Below are 21,070 nucleotides of genomic sequence, written 5' to 3'. Positions count from 1 at the left end.
CACAGAAGCCGCGCGCTGAATTCACCGAAGCACAGGAGAGTGAACATGGTTGCGATTAGGACCATCCATGACTGGATGGGTTCCTCGGGTGTTCTGACTTCCTGGAACCCTTCGTCTGCGTCGCTTGCCAAGCTGCGCAACGCACCGGTCAGCTCGGTACCGGTCAGCTACCAGCAGAGCCAGCACATCCGCGCGTTCCGTTCGCACGAGCGCAACGGCACGGACATGGCCCGGCTGAACATCGCCGCATGGGACATGCCGGGTAAGTGCGACGTCCGGGCGATGACGCACGTCATCAACGCCTACGTCCGCCGGCACGACACCTTCCACAGCTGGTTCGAGTTGCTCGACGACGATTCGGTGGTGCGCCGGACGGCGAAGAGCCCGCGCGACATCAAGCTGGTGGCCACCGAGCACGGCGAGATGAACGCGCAGCAGTGGCGTGACCACGTGCTCGCGACGCCCGATCCCCTGCAGTGGGACTGCTTCCACTTCGGCATCATCCAGCGCGACGACCACTTCACCTTCTACTTCAGCATCGACCACGTGCACACCGATGCACTGCTGATGGGACTGGTGCTCGTCGAGATCCACCTGATGTACGCGGCTCTCGTGAGTGGCGCCCCGCCGATCCCGCTGGCCGACGCCGGCAGCTACGACGACTACTGCGTCAAGCAGGCGGAGTTCACGTCGGCGCTGACGCTGGAGTCCCCGGAGGTCAAGGACTGGATCAAGTTCGCCGAGGCCAACGATGGCACGCTGCCGTGCTTCCCGCTGCCGCTCGGCGACCCGTCGGTGCCCTGCGGTGGCGAGATGCTGACCGTCCGGTTGATGGACAAGCATCAGTCGGAGCGGTTCGAGTCGGCCTGCCTGTCCGCGGGTGCCCGCGTGATCGGTGGCGTCATCGCGTGCGCGGCGCTCGCCGAGCACGAGCTGACGGGCCGGCCGATCTACAACGTCATCACCCCGACCACGACGCGCCGCACCCCGGCCGAGTTCATGACGACGGGCTGGTTCACCGGCGTCGTGCCGATCAGCGTCCCGGTGGTGCCGGAGTCCTTCGGCGACACCGCCCGCGCCATGCAGAAGGCGTTCGACGCCGGCATGGAACTCGCGCACGTCCCGTTCGAGCGCGTGCTGGAACTGGCCGAGGGCAAGGTCGCCTCGATCCGCAAGGCGGACCCGGGCGTGCCGATGGTGTCCTACCTCGACACCAACCTGCCGCCGCTGTCGCCGGCGATCATGAACGAGTGGGAACGGCTCAACGGCCGCGTGTACAGCGATGCCCGCTCGGCGTACCAGATCGGCATCTGGGTGAACCGTTCCGAGAAGGAAACCTCGGTCACCATCGCCTACCCGGACAACCCCATCGCGCGTGAATCGGTGGACAAGTACCTGCACGCGATGCGTGCGGTGTACCTGCGCGTCGCCGACGGTGGTACTGGTGCAGGCCGCTCGGATGCCTTGCGCCACAACGGCTGCCGCAGCGAACTGATTCGAGCTGTGAAGGGCTGACCTGTGACGACCTCCACGCGGCCGCCGCGTGTGCCTTTGTTGCGCCGCTGGTTCGCCGACGACAACGACGGTGACGAGAGCCGCGTGCTCGACTACGTCGACCAGGCGATGTTCCTGGGTCTGCGGGCCACCGGACAGGCCGCGGTCATGCAGTTCGGCTGGGTTTACGAGCACCCGGTCGACATGGATGGTCTGCGCCGGTTCCACTACAACTTCGGTCACGGCCTCGGCGGGCGGCAGATCGAGCCGTCGATCCTGCCGTTCGGCCGGCATCGCTGGGTGTCGGCGCTCGGGCCGCCCGCGCCGATCCGGATGTACGAGACCGTGCGTCCCCGGTCGGAACTCGGCGACTTCCTCGACGAGCACGCCCAGATCCCGGTCGACCCCGAATTCGGACCGACGTGGCACATGGGTGTGCAGCCGCTCGACGACGGCGCCACGGTGGTCAGCCTGGTCGGTTCGCACTGCATCGCCGACGGTGGCGGCGCGATGCTGACGGTGTTCGAATCGGTGACGGGCCAGCGGCGCGACCTCGGTCTGCCGCAGCCACACTCCCGGTCCCGTTGGGGCGCGGTGCGCGCCGATCTGCGCCAGACCTTCCGCGATCTGCCCGAACTCGGCCGTTCGATCAAGTCGGCGGCGAAGCAGGCCTATCAGAAGCGCAGCGAGCTGCGACGCTCCGGGAAGTCGCCTGCGGCCCATCTGGATTCGGACAGTGCCAAGCAAAATCTCGTGGTACCGGCGATCTTTGCGTTCATCGACGCCGCCGAGTTCGAAGCGCGGGCCAAGGCGCTCGGTGGAAACAGCTATGCGCTGATCGCCGGATTCGCCGCCCGGTTGTCCGAGCGGATGGGCCGGTTCAGCGAGGCCGAGGGCGTGGTGCCGCTGGTCGTGCCGATCAACGACCGCACGCTGGAGGACACCCGTGCCAACGCGGTGCTGATCGGTGATGCCCGCGTCAATCCGAAGGGTGTCGCCGAGGATCTGACGGAGACGCGGGCGGTCATCAAGGAAGCCCTGCGCAAGATGCGTGAGGAGCCCGACGAGAAGTTGGAGCTGCTGCCGCTGACGCCGTTCATCCCCAAGCGGGCCGTCACGCAGGCCGCTGACATCGCGGTCGGGTTCGGCGAGTTGCCGGTCTTCTGCTCGAACCTCGGTGTGCTGCCGGACGATCTGGCTCGCGTCGACGGAACTCAGGCCGAATACGTCATGGCACGCGGCGTCGACGGGCAGGTTCCGCGCGGCGTGCTGGAGCACCGCAAAGGCATTCTCACCGTCATCTCGATGCAGATGATCGGGCGCGTGTCGATGGCCGTCATCGGCTACCAGCCGGGCGCCGAGAACACCAAGGCGACGCTGCGGGCGCACGTGGAAGCGACGCTGGCCGAGTTCGGCCTGTCGGCGGTCTACGAATAATCCGCGTAATCCCAAGTTCGACAACCGAATAACCGAAGCGAAGGGCCAGGTCTATTTTGTCCACCGATACCCGGTCGAACGGAACCGGCCGTGGCCGGTTCGCCAAGCTGCCTGACGAACTGGACCGTCCGCAGGACCGTCTGGACTACATGGACGAGGCGACCTTCCTGTCGTACCGGGCCAGTGGCCGGGTCCAGGTAATGCTGGCGCTGTGGTTCTACGAAGGGCCCGTCGACCTCGACGGCCTGCGCCGCTTCCACGCGAACTTCGGCCGGAGCCTGGCGGCCCGGCGCATCGAGCGCTCGCCGCTGCCGTTCGGCCGCGCCCGCTGGGTGGCCGCGCCGGCTGTCGAGCGCCCGCTGGACATCGTCGAAACCGCCCGTCCGCGTTCGGAACTGACCGACTGGCTGGAGGAGCGCTCGCAGATCCCGATCGATCCCGAGCACGGCCCCGGCTGGCACCTGGGTGTCCAGAAGTTCAGCGACGGTTCGACGGGCGTGGCGCTGGCGCTGTCGCACTGCCTGATCGACGGCACCGGTGCGGTGGCCGCGATCATGGAGTCGGTGCTCGGACAGGGCCGCGATCTGGGCTACGCCCAGCCGGGCTCCCGGACCCGCTGGCAGGGTCTGCGCGCCGACCTGCGCCAGGCCCGGCGCGATTGGCCCGAGGTCCGGCGGACCGTGGTGGCCGCGGCCAAGATGCTGCACCGCAGGCGGCATGAAATCTCCAAGTCCGGTGACACCCGGCCCGCGCCGACGGCGGCCAACCCCGACGAGTACGTGCTGCTGCCGTTCGCCGGTACCCACATCGACGTCGAGCAGTGGGACGCCAAGTGCGCCACCCTCGGCGGCAACACCTACTCGCTGGCCGCGGCGTTCGCCGCCCGGCTGGGGGTGCGGATGGAACGGCATCGCAAGCACGACAACAACATTGCGCTCATGGTCGCGGTCAACGACCGGACGTCGATGGAGGACACCCGCGCCAACGCCATGGCGTTCGCCAACCTCACCGTCGACCCGACGCACGTCGCCAAGGACCTGACGGATCTGCGGGGCGCGCTGCGCACGTCGCTGTCCACGGCCAAGGAACAGCCGGACGAGTCGTTCATCCTGCTGCCGCTGACGCCGTTCATCCCGCTGCGCGCGGTGAACAAGACGGCCGACCTGGTGCTCGGCGACATGCCGGTGACGTGCTCCAACTTCGCCGAGCTGCCGGACCTGATGTGCCGCCCCGACGGCGTCAACCAGGCGACGTTCCTGAACTGCTGGGGTGTCGAGCAGAAGGTCAAGCGGGCCGACATCGAGCGGCCCGGCGGCCTGCTGGTGGTCGCGTCCGGCCGCTACAACGGCCGGGTGAACCTCGGCATCGTCGGCTACCAGGTGGGCGCCGAGAACAACCGGGCCATGTTGCGCGAACTCGTCCGCGAGACGCTCGAGGAATTCGACCTCACGCCGCTGACCATCTACTGACGGGCGGTCCCGCCCAGGCCCCTAACGGGCCTGGGCGGCCTTTTCCAACAGGTCCGCGGTGCGTGCGACGCTGTCCGCGGGCTTCGTCATGCGGGCGGCAGCGGCCCGGACCCGGTCCGCGCACTCCGGCTGCAGCGCGGTGCGCAGGGCGGCCTTCAGCGACGCCGGTGTGGTCTTCGAGAACCGGCGCGACGCGCCCAGCTGCAGCTTCTTGACCTGCCCGGCCCACACCGGCTGATCGGCACTGACCCACAGCACCACCGTCGGCACCCCGGCGCGCAGCCCGGCCGCGGTGGTGCCGGCGCCGCCGTGGTGGACCAGGGCCCGGCACAGCGGGAACACCGCAGCGTGGTTGACCGCACCGACCAGCTTCACGTGGTCGCCCAGCGTGGTGTCCGGCAGATCCCAGACGCCCGAGCTGATCAGCGCCCGCTCGCCGAGTTCGGCACACACCGTGTCGATCATCGCGACGGCCTCGGCGGGGGATTCGACCGGCATGCTGCCGAAGCCGAAATAGATGGGCGGCTTGCCATTTGCGATCCACGCCATCACGTCGGAGTCGGTGTCGGTCTGCAGCTCCATCGACATGGACCCGACGAGCGGCTTGGCGTCACCGTATTCGGCCGCCAGGCCGGGGAACAGCACTTCGTCGTAGGCCTGGATTTCCAGGGCCCCGCGGTCCTCGATGCGCCGGACCGCCCGCACGGTGGCCGGCGGCAGGCCCAGGGTGCGCCGCTGGATGTCTTCGGCCTCCTTGAGCATGCGCCAGTGGAACCACTCGCCGACCGCGAAGCCGCGGCGGATCAGCGGCAGTGGCAGCGGGACCGGCAGCACCTGGCTGTTGGGGCGGAACGGGAAGTAGTGCAGCGCGGCCAGCGGGATGTCGAAATGCTCGGCGACGTTGGCGGCCACCTCCTGATAGGTGGTCCCCGCGAGCAGCAGATCCGCGTCCGCGGCGACCTCCGTGAGGGTGGCACTCATGTCCTGCCAGCCCTGCGTCATGTAGTCCCGGAGTTCGCGGACCACACTCACGGGGTTCTTGATGCTCAAGTGGTCACGAAAGATGTCCGCATCCAGTTGCTGCTGAGAATCCACGCCGTAGCTGGCAGGCTCGGGAAGGCCCGCCGAGGCGACGAACGAAACCAGATTCGGCGGCACGGCCATGCGTACTTCGTGGCCGCGGCGCAGCAATTCTCGGGCCACGGCGCCGCTGGGCTCGATGTCTCCGCGCGTGCCATGAATGGCGATAGCAAACTTCACAGAATTCCACACATATCGGTCTGCCGCTGATCTCCGCATTGCTGGGGCATGAATGGCAACGGGAACGCCGGATGCCCGGAGGCATGGCGGGGGATGGGTGACTTCATCAGTGGCACACCCGATTACAGCATGGCGACAGCAATGCGGCTCTTTGACGGCGTCGATATTGCGCTGCCGGTCGGTGCATCAGATCCGTTTGCGGCGTGTAGCCTGTCGGGGATGCTGAAACGTGCCAGGCCAAGCGGTGCTTTGGCACATGCGGGTTTCGCCGCACTCGGCAAGTTCGTGGTGCGGCGTCCCGTCGTGGTTTTGGCCGGGTGGGTCGGCATTGCGATCGTCCTTTTTCTCGCGCTTCCGACGTTGGTCGACGTTGCCAGCCGGCGTCCGCCGCCGTTCCTGCCGCCCGATTCGTCGACGCTGATCGCCTCCAACGCGATGAAGAACGCGTTCCGCGAGGCCGACGCCGGCAACATCGCGGTCGTCCTGCTGACCAACGAAAAGGGCTTCAGCAAGGAAGACGAAGAGGTCTACCGGCGCCTGGTCGACAAGCTCAACGCCGACAAGACCAACGTCCGGTCCACACAGGACTTCATCCACATCCCCGAGCTGCGCCAGGTGATGGCCAGCAAGGACGGGAAAGCGGTGCAGCTGCCCGTCAGCCTCGTCGGGAGTATGGGCACCGGCCCCGGACAGCTGGCGTACCGCAATGCCAAGAAGACCATCGAAGAGGTGGTCAAGGGCAGCGACCTGACGCTGAACATCGTGGGCGCGTCGGCCACATTCCAGGACATCAATGACATCGGTGCCCGCGACCAGCACATGATCGAGACGGCCACCGGCATCCTGGTCTTCTCGATCCTCATCATCGTGTACCGCAGCGTTGTCGCGATGTTGCTGCCGCTCGTCACCATCGGTGTCTCGCTGATCGTCGCGCAACAGTTGGTGGCGGGACTGGGACTATTGGGTCTCGCGGTGGGACCGCAGACCCTGGTGCTGATGACCGGCATGATGATGGGCGCCGGGACCGACTACGCCATATTCCTGTTCAGTCGATATCAGGAGTTCATCAGACAAGGCGTCGCCACCGACCGGGCGCTGGTATCCGCGCTCACGTCGATCGGTGAAGTCATCGCCGGCTCGGCCGGCACCGTCGCGATCACGTTCCTGGCGCTGTCGTTCGCCACCCTCGGGGTCTTCGCCACCATCGGGCCGGCGCTGGCCGTGACCGTGCTGGTCGGCTTCCTCGCGTCGGTGACCATGCTGCCGGCGCTGATCGTCCTGGTCGGGCGCCGCGGCTGGATCAAACCGCGCAAGGACATGACGGGCAAGTTCTGGCGTCGCTCGGGCGTCAACATCGTGCGCCGCCCGGTGACCCACCTGGCCGGCAGCCTCGCGGTGCTGCTGGCACTCGCCGGTTGCGCGACGATGGTCCGCTACAACTACGACAACCGCAAAGACCTCGACCCGGACGCGGCGAGCAACGTCGCCTACACGGCGCTGAACAAGCACTTCCCGATCAGTACGACGATGCAGCAGTTCATCCTGATCCAGTCGCCACGCGACCTGCGCGCCCCGAAGTCGCTCGCCGACATGGAGCAGATGGCACAGCGCGTCGCCCAGCTGCCGCACATCGACGCCGTCCGCGGCATCACCCGTCCCACCGGTGACGTGCTGGAGCAGGCCAAGGCGACCTACCAGGCCGGTGAGGTCGGCAGCAAGCTCAAGGACGCCTCGAACCTCATCAACGGCAACGACGCGCTGCTGCAGAAGCTGGTCGACGGCGAGTACCAGCTCGCGGACGCGCTGAACCAGATCCGCACGCAGGTGCTCGGTGGGATCGGCCCGGTGCGGCAGATGCTGACCCAGATGTCGGCGCTGCAGAAGCAGTACGGCGGGTCGAAGACGCTGGACGATCTCGACAAGTCGGCCAAGATGGTGTCCCAGATGACGTCATTGGGCGACGCCGTCGGTGGGCAGCTGGTCCGCGTCGGCGACGTCTACAAGTGGTCCGGGAAGGCCCTCGAGACGCTGAACGCGACGCCGTTCTGCAACTACTACCCGGCGTGCAACGACCTGAAGATCGGTCTGCAGAACGTCAACGACGGCAACGACCCCGAGACGGTGCAGAAGGTCATCAACCTCGGCCACATGCTGCAGCAGTACAAGAGCGACCCCGGGATGGACGACAAGGTCCGCGGGATGGGCACCAACATCGAGAGCATCACCAGCCTGCTGAAGCAGCTGCGCCTGTATGACACCGCGGACCTGGAGCGGCGGCTGCAACAGGCGGTCGACGGCGTCAACCTGCTGGCCGATTCGAGCAAGCAGCTCGCCGACGGTGTGAAGCTGCTGGTCGACCAGGTCCGGGGCATGGGCGGCGGTCTGAACCAGGCCTCGTCGTTCCTGCTCGGTATGCGCCGCGACGCCAACACGCCGCAGATGGCCGGTTTCTACGTGCCACCGGAGATCCTGAGCCGCAACGAGTTCGAGAAGGCCGCGACGCTGTTCGTGTCGCCGGACGGCCACACGGTGCGCTACCTGGTGCAGACGGCGCTGAACCCGTTCGGCACCGAGGCCATGGACCAGACCAACGCGATCGTCAAGGCGGCCCAGACGGCACTGCCCAACACGACGCTGTCCGATGCGAAGGTGTCGATGGTCGGTCTGTCCGCGGTGAACCGCGACATTCGCGACTACTACAACAGCGACATCCAGTACATCGTCATCGTGACGCTGATCGTGGTGTTCCTGATCCTGGTGCAGCTGCTGCGGTCGGTCGTGGCGCCGCTCTACCTGGTGCTGTCGGTGGTGCTGTCGTACGGTTCGGCGCTGGGCATCGGCGTGGTGTTCTTCCAGTTCATATTGGGCTACGACATCTCCTGGAGTGTGCCGGGTATCGCCTTCCTGGTGTTGGTGGCGGTCGGCGCCGACTACAACCTGCTGCTGATATCCCGAATACGTGACGAGGCGAAATGGGGCGTGCGCTCGGCGATCGTGAAAACGGTCGCCGCGACGGGCGGCGTCATCACCTCTGCCGGCCTGATCTTCGCGGCGTCGATGCTCGCGATGACCGTCAGTAGCATCCTGGGTGCCGTGCAGCTCGGCTTCATCATCGGCGTCGGCCTGCTGCTGGACACGTTCATCGTCCGTACGGTCACCGTGCCGGCGACCGCGGCACTGCTCGGTGACGCCAACTGGTGGCCGTCGAAGTCGCCGCGGCGCAAGCGGGAAGAGGCCGAGGAGGCCGAAGCCGCGGCCGCCACCGAACGGCTGCTGGCCGAGCGCAAGGCCCGCCGGGAGTCCGACGAGGTCGAGCCGTGCCCGGAGTGCGGTTACGCGGCCACGTGTGACGCCTGCCAGATGACGACGGCCTTCGAGGCCGCCGGAGCGGTCCAGCACCGCGGCTTCTTCGGCTGAGCGGATATCGAATTTCCGAGAAATTGAACTTTCTCGTCAATAAACCTGGTTGAATTCCTGGCGTCCGGCGGGGGATTCAGGGGTCGATGTTTTGTGCGGCGACCAGATGCGCCCGCACCGCGACTCTGAAGAACAGGACATTCGATCACCGATGGATCTCCGGAAATTCGCTGACGCATTGCGGCCACTCCCAGGATGGATCGGGGGTGGCATTCTCGACTGGTATCAACTCGGGCTCAGAAAGCCGCGCGACGCGACCACCTATTACGGGGCGACCATTCATTGCGACCCCGTCGACTCGATTCAGCGGAGCATCATCTATTACGGCGTGTGGGAACCCGGCATTTCGCGCATCATCGAAAACAGTCTCGCGCCGGGAGATCTGTTCGTCGACATCGGCGCGAACATCGGCTACGACGCCATGCTCGCGGCCACCCGGGCCGACGTCGTCGCCATCGAGGCGGCACCCCACATCTACCGAAAGATGTTGCGCAATCTGGAGATCAACCGCGATCTCGCCGACCACATCCGCCCGGTGAATGTTGCGGTGTCCGACCATGCGGGCGAACTCGACCTGTATGACTTCGGCCCCCGCAACATCGGTGCCACCACGACGTTGCCGTCCCGGAAGGGAAAGAAATGCGCGACGGTCGCAGCGGCGCCGTTGCTGGATATTCTCTCGCCGGAGGAACTGGCACGTGTGCGCCTGATCAAGATGGATGTCGAAGGTGCTGAAACGACAATTCTCAACGACATTTTCGACCACATCGATGCGTTTCCCGAGAATATGAGCATCATCTTCGAGGCCAATCCGGAAGACGACCAAGCCGCGTTCGATGTCATGTTCAAACGAATTCAGCAAAACTTCGCCGCCTACGAAGTGGAGAACGGCTACAGCAATGCGTGGTATCTCAAATGGAAAGGCGGTCCGCTCAATGAACTGCAGACCGCGCCGAAGCGGCGAACCGATATTCTCCTGACGCGCGCCTAGCGCCGTCAGCCGCCCCGGACCAGGCGGATCAGGCGTCGAGACGCGCCAGGGCACCCTTGCGGTACAGCTCGGTGCAGGCCTGGCGGCGAATCTTGCCGCTCGTGGTGATCGGGATCGAGCCGCGGCCGACCAGCACGAGGTCGGCGGCGTTCACGCCGTGCACCTGCGAGATGGCGGAGGTGATGTCGTGCTTGACCTGGGCCAGGTTCTCGCGGACCTCGTCCTCGGTCTCGCCGCGCTTCTTCATCTCGATGACGACGGCGAACTGCTCGACACCGTCCTCCTCGAAGCCGACGGCGGCGGTGCGGCCGCCCGAGACCGCGCTGACGGTGGCCTCGATGTCGTCGGGGTACAGGTTGCGGCCGCGGATGATCAGCAGGTCCTTGATGCGGCCGATGATGAACAGCGAGCCTTCGGAGATGAAGCCGAGGTCGCCGGTACGCAGCCAGGTGTCCGACGGGGTGCCCTCGGGGGCGTCCTCGAGCACGCCGCGGAAGGTCTTCTCGGTTTCCTCGGGCTTGTTCCAGTACCCGGCACACACGTTCTCGCCGTGCGTCCAGATTTCGCCGACGGTGCCCTCGGGGGCCTCGCGGCGGGTCTCCGGGTCGACGATGCGGACCAGGGGCGACGGCGAGAAGCCGTAGCTCACCAGCGGGCTGCCGGATTCGACGCGCTCGACGATGCCGTCGGCCAGCTTCTCGGTGTCGAATTCCACGACCGTCGGCGGCTCGCCGGATTCGCGGGACGCCACGTAGAGGGTGGCCTCGGCCAGGCCGTAGCTGGGCCGGACGGACTTGCCCGGCAGGCCGAACTTGGCGAAGCGCTGGATGTAGCGCTTGACGGTGGTCGGCTGCACGCGCTCGGCACCGCTGAAGACCGTCAGGACGGTGCTCAGATCCTTGCCGGCCATGTCCTCGTCGGTGGTCCGCGCGGCGGCCAGGTCGAAGGCGAAGTTCGGCGCGGCGGTGATGACGTTCTTGTGGCTGCCCATCAGCTGCATCCAGCGGGCGGGCTTGACCAGGAACGAGATGGGGCTGGTCATCACGGTGTGCCAGCCGCCGAGGATCGGCGTGCACACGCCGAGCAGCAGGCCCATGTCGTGGTACAGCGGCAGCCACGTCACGACGGTGCTTCCCGGAGGCGCGACCTTGCCCCACTCGGAGAAGAAGACCGCGATCATCTGCTCGTAGTTGGCCGAGACGTTGCGGTGCGACACCATGACGCCGGCGGCCGTGCGGGTCGAGCCGGAGGTGTACTGCAGGTACGCGGTCTCGGGGCGAACTTCGCGGCGCGAGAACGGCTTACGACGGGTCTCGAGGTCCAGTTCGTCGACCGCGAGGACGACGGGGCTGCGGCCGTCGTCGTTCGGCGTCGCGTACTGCGCGACGGCGTCCTTGCTGGCCGCGGTCGTCAGGGCGACTACCGGCTGCGCATCCTTCATGACGGAGATGACGCGCTCGTCGTGGTGACCCATGATCGGCTGGGTCAGCGGGACGGCGATCATGCCGGCCTCGAGGGCGCCGAGGAAGCCGACGACGTATTCGAGGCACTGCGGAGCGACGATCACCACACGGTCACCGATCTCACCGTGCTGGCGCAGTTCGTGGGCCACCGCGACGCTCTGCTGGTACAGCTGAGCCCAGGTGAGCGTCTTCGCCACACCGTCGGGGTCGGTGTCGTAGTCCATGAACGTGAAAGCCAGGTCGTTGGGTTGCAGGCTGGCGCGCTCGCGCAGGACGGCCGGCAGAGACGACTCGATCACGGACACTTCCTCCTCGGGGGTATACGGGCAGGGGTGAAGGCCGGGTGTCGTCGAAGGCGGTGAAACACAGTCAAACTGACACCGGGTGCCGGATAGCAGAGTAAGGCATACGCGCAGATTTTGACGTATCAGGCTTTTTGCTGACGAGTCTCCGGCGGTGGGTGACGGAGGGTCAGCGGGCGGCCTTCGAGAACCACTTGGTCTTGATCAGCCACGAGTGCGCGGACGCCAGTGCGAAGACCCCGCCGCACATGCAGGCGAAGACCCACACGAACTTGCCGTCCTCGAGTGGCTGCAGCTCCGGTACGAGCGATGTCAGGATGCGGGTGGCGCAAGCCAGGATGCCGCTGCCGGTGGCGAACAGGTAGATGTTGGCGATGCGCCGCGAGTCTTCGTTCTTGCGCAGCACCAGCAGGGCGCGCGCACCGAACACCAGCAGGTAGGTCAGCGTGCCGCACAGCACGAGCCAGTAGGCGGCCAGCCAGCCGTCGGTGGGCATGGTGAACAGGTCGGGGGAGTACTCGCGTCCGGCGACGCTCATCGAGAACAGCGCCAGCAGGATCGGGATGCACAGGGTGGCGGGCCGCTCGATGTACTGCGTGAACATCTTCTGCATCGCCGAGTCGTCGGCGAGGCGGCCGATGGCGTTGTAGACGATGGCCGACGCGGCAACGATGTAGCAGTCGTGGCCCAGGTAGGCGGGCAGGTTCCAGACGCCGGTCATCGAGTGGATGGCACGGCCCAGCGTGTCGGCGGCCATCGGGGACATCAGGGCGACGGCCGCGGCCTGCAGCGCGATGTTGAGGGTCGCCGCGACTTCCCAGCGGCAGGACCACGTGACGCGACGGATCCAGAGACTCCACGCCATGCAGGCGAGAGTGATCGTGATGAGAAATGTGAGAGCCATGGTTGAAGCCTTTTGGAAGCCCGTGTCAGCGCTTTGTGACTGCTCAGATTTTACTTGTCAGAGCGGCGGTGCATCAGCACGTCGCGTCATTTCCGACAATTTCGTGGCGCGTTTGGGGACCGCCGGCGCCGCCGTGGCAACCGCGAGGGGTGCCGACTGGATGTAGTTGATGACCTCGTCGTGGCTCATCAGACCGAACCGAACTTGCAGGTCGGGGTAGCTCAACCGGAAGTGATCGGCCACCAGGCGGAGCTCTTCCGCGTTGGGATAGTCGGCCTCTTTGATCCGCCGGTAGTACGTACTGCTCGACGTTCCGAGCGCACCGTATATCTCCCTCGCTTCGACATCGCCGTCGAAGATGTAGTCGAGCAGCGCCTTGAGCTGTCTGCCGTTCTGGTCTGTTCGGGGCACTCTGCCACGATAGACCCTTCCCCCCTTTGGTTGCTAGCAACTGTTTTTGCGACACATAAGCCGTAATTGACATGGGCGTCACAGTTTCGGGAGCTATGTCCCAAATTTGGGAATCGTGTTGTAGTGTGCATCACATGACTGTTGCGTACGCCGGTGAGATCGGTGCCGTTCTCCCTTCTGCTGCTGCGGCGACGATGCACGTCGCCGACTACGAGTTCGGCGGTTACGACACCGCCGGTACTGCGGTCGACATGCGGCGCCTCGAGGCCCCGCTGTCGCCAGTGATCACGGCCGAGCTCGAGGGCGCGGTCGAATACCTGGGAGTCGATGCCGAGGTGCTGCTGATCGCGGCGCTCGGCCGCGCGATCGAGCGCGTGATCGGACCCGGCCGAGCTGCTGTCGACGTCGCCGCAGCGAAGGAACGCTCCGGTGGCGGACTCGCCGTGATCCGCCGGGTCGAGGTCGACGCGGTCTCGGCATCGGACGTCGACGCCACCGCGATGGTGCAGACGGTGCGCGGCGCCCTGGCGGCCGCCACAGCCGACCCGAACGACGTTGCCGACGTGTTGCTCAGTTACGGCATGGCCGCGATCGACGGCGAGCACCCGGGCCCGGCGCACACGCTCGAGGTCCGCGCGTTCCACGCCGACGACGCCTTGCACGTCGACTGGTGGTACGCCCGGCATCAGTTCGAGCCCTACACCGTAGAGGAACTCGCCGAGCAGTTCTCCTACGCCGTCATCGAGCTCGCCTCGGAGGCCATGCCGGTCGCCGAGTGATACGGAGCCTCCCCCGCCCGTTAGAATTGCTGCATTCGCATCGATCCGGCCATCACCGGGGAGCATTCGGAAGAACGGCTGCGGCTCAGTAGAACCGAACGGGTAGGCCCGTCATCGCCTGTAGTTGAGCGGCGTACACGCGCGACCTTCCGGGGTCGGCTGTGCGCAAGCGGGGTGGTACCGCGGCGCTCGCGTCCAGACGCGAGATCGTCGTCCCCGTGCCTGGACTGAGCACCTGTTGGTGCTGACGGCACTGGAGACCCGACGTGAGCGCGTACCCCAAGACCGCAAGCGGCACACCGAACTTCCCCGACCTCGAAACCGAGGTCCTGGAGTTCTGGGCCCGCGACGACACCTTCCGCGCCAGCATCGCGCGCCGCGACGGCGCCCCCGAGTACGTCTTCTACGACGGTCCGCCGTTCGCCAACGGCCTGCCGCACTACGGCCATCTGCTGACCGGCTACGTCAAGGACATCGTTCCCCGTTACCGCACCATGCGCGGCTACAAGGTCGAGCGCCGCTTCGGCTGGGACACGCACGGCCTGCCCGCCGAGCTCGAGGTGCAGCGCCAGCTCGGCATCTCCGACAAGGCCCAGATCGAGGCCATGGGTATCGGCGCGTTCAACGACGCCTGCCGGGCCTCGGTCATGAAGTACTCGAACGAGTGGCAGTCCTACGTCACGCGCCAGGCCCGCTGGGTCGACTTCGACAACGACTACAAGACCCTGGATCTGACCTTCATGGAGTCGGTGATCTGGGCGTTCAAGCAGCTGTGGGACAAGGGCCTGGCCTATGAGGGCAACCGCGTGCTGCCGTACTGCTGGAATGACGAGACGCCGCTGTCCAACCACGAGCTGCGCATGGACGACGACGTCTACCAGAGCCGGCAGGACCCGGCGCTGACCGTCGGCTTCGTCGCGACGGACGGCCCGGTGGCCGGTGCCCGCCTGCTGGTCTGGACCACGACGCCGTGGACCCTGCCGTCCAACCAGGCGGTCGCCGTCCACCCCGAGGTCACCTACGTGCAGGTGGTGGGTCCCGACGAGCAGAACTACGTGCTGGCCGAGCCCCGGCTGGCCGCCTACGCCCGTGAGTTCGGCGAGGAGCCGGTGATCGTCGGCAGCTACCTCGGCGCCGAACTGCTGGGCACGCACTACCTGCCGCCGTTCGCGTTCTTCGTCGACAGCGACAAGGCGCAGAACGCCTTTCAGGTGCTGCAGGGTGATTTCGTCACCACCGAGGACGGCACCGGCATCGTGCACATGGCGCCGGCCTACGGCGAGGACGACAAGGCCACGTGTGACGCCGCCGGGATCGTGGCGGTCACGCCGGTGGACTCGACCGGGCGCTTCGACTCGACCGTGCCCGACTACCAGGGGCAGCAGGTCTTCGAGGCCAACCCGCAGATCATCAAGGACCTGAAGAACGGCACCGGCCCGGCCGCGGTCAATGCGCCGGTGCTGCTGCGCCACGAGACCTACGAGCACTCGTACCCGCACTGCTGGCGGTGCCGCAATCCGCTGATCTACCGCGCGGTGTCGTCGTGGTTCGTCAAGGTCACCGAGTTCCGGGACCGGATGGTCGAGCTCAACCAGCAGATCACCTGGTACCCCGAGCATGTGAAGGACGGCCAGTTCGGCAAGTGGCTGTCCAATGCCCGCGACTGGTCGATCTCGCGAAACCGCTACTGGGGCAGCCCGATTCCGGTGTGGAAGTCGGATGATCCGGCGTACCCGCGCATCGACGTCTACGGCAGCCTCGACGAGCTCGAGCGTGACTTCGGCGTCCGTCCGGACAATCTGCACCGCCCGTACATCGACGAGCTGACCCGGCCCAACCCCGACGACCCGACCGGCAAGTCGACCATGCGCCGCATCGAGGACGTCTTCGACGTCTGGTTCGACTCGGGCTCGATGCCCTACGCGCAGGTGCATTACCCGTTCGAGAACCAGGACTGGTTCGACGGTTCGGCGAGCGAAGAAGCCCATTTCCCGGGCGATTTCATCGTCGAGTACATCGGACAGACGCGCGGCTGGTTCTACACCATGCACGTGCTGGCGACGGCGCTGTTCGACCGTCCGGCGTTCAAAACCTGTGTGGCACACGGCATCGTGCTCGGCAACGACGGCCAGAAGATGAGCAAGTCGCTGCGCAACTACCCGGACGTGTCCGAGGTGTTCGACCGCGACGGCTCGGACGCCATGCGCTGGTTCCTGATGGCCTCGCCGATCCTGCGCGGCGGCAACCTGATCGTCACCGAGCAGGGCATCCGCGACGGTGTCCGCCAGGTGCTGCTCCCGGTCTGGAATGCGTACTCCTTCCTGGCGTTGTACGCGCCGAAAAAGGGCACCTGGCGCACGGATTCGACGCATGTGCTGGACCGCTACATCCTGGCCAAGCTTGCCGACCTGCGGGACACCCTGACCGAATCGCTGGATGCCTGCGACATCTCGGGCGCCTGCGAGCAGCTGCGCCAGTTCGCCGAGGCGCTCACCAATTGGTATGTGCGACGGTCGCGTTCGCGGTTCTGGGAAGAGGACGCCGACGCCATCGACACGCTGCACACCGTGCTGGAGGTGACGTGCCGCCTGGCCGCGCCGCTGCTGCCGCTGGCCACCGAGAAGATGTGGCAGGGACTGACCGACGAGCGCTCGGTCCACCTGACCGACTGGCCCGAGTCCGGCGTGGTCCCGGCCGACCCGGAGCTGGTCGCTGCCATGGACCGCGTGCGCGAGGTGTGCTCGGCGGGCTCGTCGCTGCGCAAGGCCAAGAAGCTGCGCGTGCGGCTGCCGTTGCCGAAACTGACGGTGGCCGTGGACAACCCGGAGGCGTTGCGACCGTTCACCGATCTCATCGCCGACGAGCTCAACGTCAAGGCCGTCGAGCTCACCGACGACATCGACGCCTACGGCAAGTTCGAGCTGGCCGTCAATGCGCGCGTAGCGGGGCCGCGCATCGGTAAGGACGTGCAGGCCGCGATCAAGGCGGTCAAGGCCGGGGAGGGCGTCGTCAACCCCGACGGCACGCTGACCGCCGGGCCCGCCGTGCTGCTGCCTGCGGAGTACAGCTCGAAACTCGTTGCCGCGGAACCGGATTTCACCGCGGCGCTGCCCGAGGGTGCGGGTCTGGTGGTGCTCGACGCCTCCGTCACCCCCGAGCTGGAAGCCGAGGGCTGGGCCAAGGACCGTATCCGCGAACTGCAGGACCTGCGCAAGTCCACGGGGCTGGACGTGTCCGACCGGATCACCGTGACGTTCGCGGTGCCGGCCGACAAGCGGGCGTGGGCCACCACGCATGCCGATCTGATCGCCGGCGAGATCCTGGCGACCGGGTTCACCGTCGTGGATGCGGGCGAGCTGGCCGACGGCGCCGACGTCGGTGACGGCGTCCGGGCCGCGATCGCCAAGGCCTGACGGTCCCGGCGCGGGTCAGCCGCTGACCCGCGCCGACTGCCCCTCGAACGTCACGGTGTCGCCGGGGCGCAGCTGCCGTCCGCGCCGTGTCTCGACCTCGCCGTTGACGCGCACCATGCCGTCGGCGATGACCGCCTTGGCGTCGGCTCCGCTGTCGATGAGATTGGCGAGTTTGAGGAACTGACCCAGCCGGATCGATTCGTCACGGATCGGCACGTCGTTCATGCCGAGAAGGGTAGCGACATAGCATTGGCCACTGTGGATCGCTGGGTCCTGCACCTGGACATGGATGCCTTCTTCGCGTCCGTCGAGCAGCTGACCCGGCCTACCTTGCGGGACCGCCCGGTGCTGGTCGGCGGGCTCGGTGGTCGTGGCGTGGTGGCCGGGGCCAGTTACCAGGCCCGCAGGTTCGGTGCCCGCTCGGCGATGCCCATGCATCAGGCCCGGCGGCTGGTCGGCGCGTCCGCCGTGGTGCTGCCGCCGCGCGGTGCGGTGTATTCGGTGGCCAGTCGACGGGCGCTCGACGCGGTGCGTGCCGTGGTGCCGGTGCTGGAGCAGTTGTCGTTCGACGAGGCCTTCGGTGAGCCGGCCGAACTGGTCGGTGCCGAGCCCGACGAGGTCCGGCGGTTCTGCGAAGACCTGCGGGCTGCCGTGCGGTCCGAGACGGGGTTGGTGGCCTCGGTCGGCGCCGGCTCGGGCAAGCAGGTCGCCAAGATCGCGTCGGGCCTGGCCAAGCCCGACGGGGTCCGGATCATCAGCGGCGACGAACAGGGCTCGCTCTTGGCGGCGTTGCCGGTCCGGAAGTTGTGGGGGATCGGGCCGGTTGCCGAGGAGAAGCTGCACCGGCTGGGCATCGAGACGGTCGGCGCGCTGGCGGCGCTCAGCGATGCCGAAGCCGCCGACGTCCTCGGCGGGACTGTCGGCCCGGCGTTGCACCGGCTGGCGCGCGGCATCGATGACCGGCCGGTGGTCGAGCGTGCCGAGGCCAAACAGATCAGCGCGGAGTCTACGTTCCAGGTCGACCTGACCACCCTGGAGCAGTTGCGCGAGAAGATCGGGCCCATCGCCGAGCACGCGCACCGCCGGCTGCAGCGCGACGGGCGCGGTGCCCGCACCGTCACGGTCAAACTGAAGAAGTCCGACATGAGTACCTTGACCCGTTCGGCGACGTTGCCGTACGCGACCACTGATCCGTCGACCCTGGCGGCGACGGCCCGCCGGCTGCTGCTCGATCCTGTCGAGATCGGCCCGATTCGTCTTGTGGGCGTTGGGTTTTCGGGCCTGACGGATGCCCGTCAGGAGTCCTTGTTCCCGGAGCTCGAGCTGGCGGACGATGGCGAGGTCGCGACGTCGGCTGATCAGGCCGGGCCGCTGAGCGCCGCGCCGATCGAATCCCCGTGGCGCGTCGGCGACGACGTCCAGCATCCGGACCACGGCCACGGGTGGGTGCAGGGCGCCGGGCACGGTGTCATGACGGTGCGGTTCGAGACCCGGGCCAGCGGTCCCGGGGTGGCCCGCACCGTCGCGGCCGACGATCCGCGGATCACCCGCGCCGACCCCGTCGACAGCCTGGACTGGCAGGACTACCTGGCGCAGTTGCCGACCGACGACGGCGCGGCCTGACGCTAGTCCCGGTGGGGATGAAGGCCGCGGGCCGGAGGGCCCGCGGTGGCGGGCTTGCCTTCCGGTGTGAGGAGCGACAGCACGTCTGCGCCGATGATCGGGGCGAGCGCGGTGCTCATGTTCACCGTGAGGTGATGGCCGTCGCGGTAGACCAGGGTGTCCCCGATGATGCTTGGGCAGACGGTGTCGTTGCACAGGTAGTCGCTGTAATCGAGGTAGTCGAATGTGCGCCGGGAGGCCAGGTCGGTCTCGGCGCGGCGGACGGCCTGGTTCAGTGCCCGGTCGCGAGGCAGTGCGCAGCGCTGGGTGTCGTCGGGGTACAGGCCCAGACAGAAGGTGGGCGCCACCCCGATCGACGGAGTGTCGGCGAGCACCGCGACGCGCGATTGCGCCGGGAGCTCACTGATGGTGTCTGTCAGTGCCTTCCGCCAGTGCGCTGTCGGGTCGGCATCGTTCAGCAGGTAGCTGGAGCCCCAGGCGCCGAGAAGGATCAGCGCCGGTTTGGCCGTGGCAAGGCTGTCGAGCACGTTTTCGCGCCATTCGGCACACCGCGGGTAGGTGGCGATATGAATATGGGCCGACGGGCAGTGGCTCTTGGTGCGGTTGTCGAGCCGGATCAGGCCCTGGTCGGCGAGGGCGGACAGGGCCGGATACCAGTGCGCCGCATGGGAATCCCCGAACAGGACGACGAGCGGCGCCTGCGGGTTGGACCCCACCGTGCAGCCGGCCGGGTCGGTGGCCCACTGGCCGCGGTGGCAGCCGTTCGCGTAGATGACCGGCTCACCGCCGGCACCGTCGGAGAGCTCCGGCGTGAGGTTGCTCGGCACATACGGAGTGCCGGCGGGTTTCACGCTCAGTGCCGTGTGAACCGCGGGGCGGCCGGCATCCCGCCGGGGGGACTGCACGACGGCGACGGTGAGCACCACGGCGCAGACGGCGGCCATGACGCCCGCGGTCGCGGTGAGTGTGCGGCGCGGGCGGGCCGCGTTGAGCCACGTGAGGTGCTGGCCCGGTTGCTCGACGTACCGGTAGAGCAGCCACGCCAGCGGGACACAGACCGCGACGATCGCGACGCGCAGCCACATCGGCGAGGTGTGCATGTAGCCGGTGGCGGCGACGGGCAACACGAGCAGGGGCCAGTGCACGAGATACAGCGAGTACGAGATGTCGCCGATCCAGGTGAGCGGCCGCAGGCTCAGGAGTGCCGCGGGACCCCAGCGCACGGGGCCGGCCGCGATCAGCAGCGCCGTGCCGAGCACCGGCACCGCCACCGCGTCGCCGGGGTACTCGGTGGCGGTGGAGAACAGCACGCCGCTGCCCACGATCGCCGCCAGCCCGGCCCAGCCGGCGACGGCGCCGATCCGGTCGCCGAAGACACGGCCGCGGGTCAGCAGGACGAGTGCGACGAGGCCGCCCACGCCGAACTCCCAGATCCGCGCGAACAGGATGAAGAACGCGTTCGGTTGCGAGAAACCGGTCAACCACACGCACAGCGCGAACGATGCCGCGACGACGGCGCCGATGGCCGCCACCCGGCGGGTGCGCAGCTTGAACAGCCCGAACAGCCCGACGAGCAATGCGGGCCACAGCAGGTAGAACTGTTCCTCCACGCCGAGAGACCAGTAGTGCATGAACAGCGACGGCGTCTTGTCGGCGAGGTAGTCGGTCGCGCGGTAGGCGAACAGGACGTTCGGCACGTAGAACGTCGCCGCGATGGCGTCCTTGACGACGTACCCGAACTGCAGGGGCGATACCCAGTAGGCGGCCGCGGCCACCGTGGCCACGACGACGGTCAGGGCGGCCGGCAGCAGCCGTCGAACCCGCCGGGCGTAGAACGCGCCGTACCGGATGTGCCCGCGCTGGTCGAGCTCGCTCAGCAGGTGCGTGCTGATCAGGAATCCGGAGATCACGAAGAAGACGTCGACGCCGACGTAGCCGCCGCCGAATCCGGGGATCTCCGCGTGGAACAGCACGACGAGGGCCACCGCGATCGCGCGCATGCCCTGAATGTCGAGACGCTTCTGCTGTTTGTGTCGGCTATCGAGCGCCGTCGATTCCACTCTCATCTCCCCGGAAGTTGGGCGTGGGGGAAATTATCATTGGATCG

General features: G+C 67.2%; 14 protein-coding genes. 8 read left to right on the top strand and 6 right to left on the bottom strand.

Annotation, left to right across the window (positions count from 1 at the left end; genetic code table 11):
- Nucleotides 1-45: 45 nt before the first annotated feature.
- The 3 genes from H289_RS30205 to H289_RS0109430 are packed head-to-tail and all read left to right on the top strand — an operon-like array spanning nucleotide 46 to nucleotide 4,400.
- A complete protein-coding gene (locus tag H289_RS30205; protein WP_051128447.1) occupies nucleotides 46-1,515 on the top strand; it encodes a condensation domain-containing protein in 1,470 nt (489 codons plus the stop codon).
- 3 nt (nucleotides 1,516-1,518) lie between these two features.
- Nucleotides 1,519-2,931: a hypothetical protein gene (locus H289_RS0109435; protein ID WP_020100532.1), complete on the top strand. Its 1,413-nt coding sequence runs from the start codon at nucleotides 1,519-1,521 to the stop codon at nucleotides 2,929-2,931.
- Nucleotides 2,932-2,987: 56 nt separating this feature from the next.
- The gene (locus H289_RS0109430; RefSeq protein WP_020100531.1) at nucleotides 2,988-4,400 is read left to right on the top strand and encodes a hypothetical protein; all 1,413 of its coding nucleotides are present in this window, start codon (nucleotides 2,988-2,990) and stop codon (nucleotides 4,398-4,400) included.
- A gap of 21 nt (nucleotides 4,401-4,421) precedes the next feature.
- Here H289_RS0109430 and H289_RS0109425 read toward each other — a convergent pair whose 3' ends face one another.
- Nucleotides 4,422-5,660: a glycosyltransferase gene (locus H289_RS0109425; RefSeq protein ID WP_020100530.1), complete on the bottom strand. Its 1,239-nt coding sequence runs from the start codon at nucleotides 5,658-5,660 to the stop codon at nucleotides 4,422-4,424.
- Nucleotides 5,661-5,879: 219 nt separating this feature from the next.
- Between H289_RS0109425 and H289_RS0109420 the strand changes: the two genes are divergently transcribed.
- Entirely contained in the window at nucleotides 5,880-9,077 is a 3,198-nt protein-coding gene (locus H289_RS0109420) for an MMPL/RND family transporter (RefSeq protein WP_177127398.1), read from the top strand.
- A 49-nt stretch (nucleotides 9,078-9,126) separates the two neighbouring features.
- Nucleotides 9,127-10,068 carry an FkbM family methyltransferase gene (locus H289_RS31770; RefSeq protein WP_155944083.1) on the top strand — a complete coding sequence of 314 codons (942 nt, stop codon included), beginning with the start codon at nucleotides 9,127-9,129 and terminating at the stop codon, nucleotides 10,066-10,068.
- A 28-nt stretch (nucleotides 10,069-10,096) separates the two neighbouring features.
- Here H289_RS31770 and H289_RS0109410 read toward each other — a convergent pair whose 3' ends face one another.
- From H289_RS0109410 to H289_RS0109400, 3 genes are all read right to left on the bottom strand, one after another.
- Nucleotides 10,097-11,836, bottom strand: a complete 1,740-nt coding sequence (locus H289_RS0109410) for an AMP-binding protein (RefSeq protein ID WP_020100527.1) — start codon at nucleotides 11,834-11,836, stop codon at nucleotides 10,097-10,099.
- A gap of 166 nt (nucleotides 11,837-12,002) precedes the next feature.
- A complete protein-coding gene (locus tag H289_RS0109405; protein ID WP_020100526.1) occupies nucleotides 12,003-12,737 on the bottom strand; it encodes a hypothetical protein in 735 nt (244 codons plus the stop codon).
- A 57-nt stretch (nucleotides 12,738-12,794) separates the two neighbouring features.
- On the bottom strand, nucleotides 12,795-13,148 hold the full coding sequence (locus tag H289_RS0109400) for a hypothetical protein (protein WP_020100525.1): 354 nt from the start codon (nucleotides 13,146-13,148) through the stop codon (nucleotides 12,795-12,797).
- Between the two features lie 134 nt (nucleotides 13,149-13,282).
- On the opposite strand from H289_RS0109400, the gene H289_RS30195 reads away from it, so the two are divergent.
- Complete coding sequence (locus tag H289_RS30195; protein ID WP_155944082.1) at nucleotides 13,283-13,927, top strand: hypothetical protein; 645 nt, start codon at nucleotides 13,283-13,285, stop codon at nucleotides 13,925-13,927.
- 266 nt (nucleotides 13,928-14,193) lie between these two features.
- Nucleotides 14,194-17,340: an isoleucine--tRNA ligase gene (gene ileS, locus H289_RS0109390; RefSeq protein WP_020100523.1), complete on the top strand. Its 3,147-nt coding sequence runs from the start codon at nucleotides 14,194-14,196 to the stop codon at nucleotides 17,338-17,340.
- A 15-nt stretch (nucleotides 17,341-17,355) separates the two neighbouring features.
- Here the strand turns inward: ileS and H289_RS0109385 are convergent, their stop codons facing one another.
- Nucleotides 17,356-17,565 (bottom strand): RNA-binding S4 domain-containing protein, encoded by a 210-nt coding sequence (locus H289_RS0109385; protein ID WP_020100522.1) that lies wholly within the window; start codon nucleotides 17,563-17,565, stop codon nucleotides 17,356-17,358.
- Between the two features lie 60 nt (nucleotides 17,566-17,625).
- Here H289_RS0109385 and H289_RS0109380 point away from each other — a divergent pair, with 60 nt between their 5' ends.
- Complete coding sequence (locus H289_RS0109380; protein ID WP_051128446.1) at nucleotides 17,626-18,963, top strand: DNA polymerase IV; 1,338 nt, start codon at nucleotides 17,626-17,628, stop codon at nucleotides 18,961-18,963.
- A 2-nt stretch (nucleotides 18,964-18,965) separates the two neighbouring features.
- Here the strand turns inward: H289_RS0109380 and H289_RS30190 are convergent, their stop codons facing one another.
- Nucleotides 18,966-21,029 carry an acyltransferase family protein gene (locus H289_RS30190; protein ID WP_081633353.1) on the bottom strand — a complete coding sequence of 688 codons (2,064 nt, stop codon included), beginning with the start codon at nucleotides 21,027-21,029 and terminating at the stop codon, nucleotides 18,966-18,968.
- Nucleotides 21,030-21,070: the final 41 nt, after the last annotated feature.

Source organism: Mycobacterium sp. 360MFTsu5.1 (assembly GCF_000383495.1).
Classification (GTDB): domain Bacteria; phylum Actinomycetota; class Actinomycetes; order Mycobacteriales; family Mycobacteriaceae; genus Mycobacterium; species Mycobacterium mucogenicum_B.
Note: the sequence above shows the minus strand (reverse complement) of the source record. Positions and strands in the feature narration are given on the sequence as shown.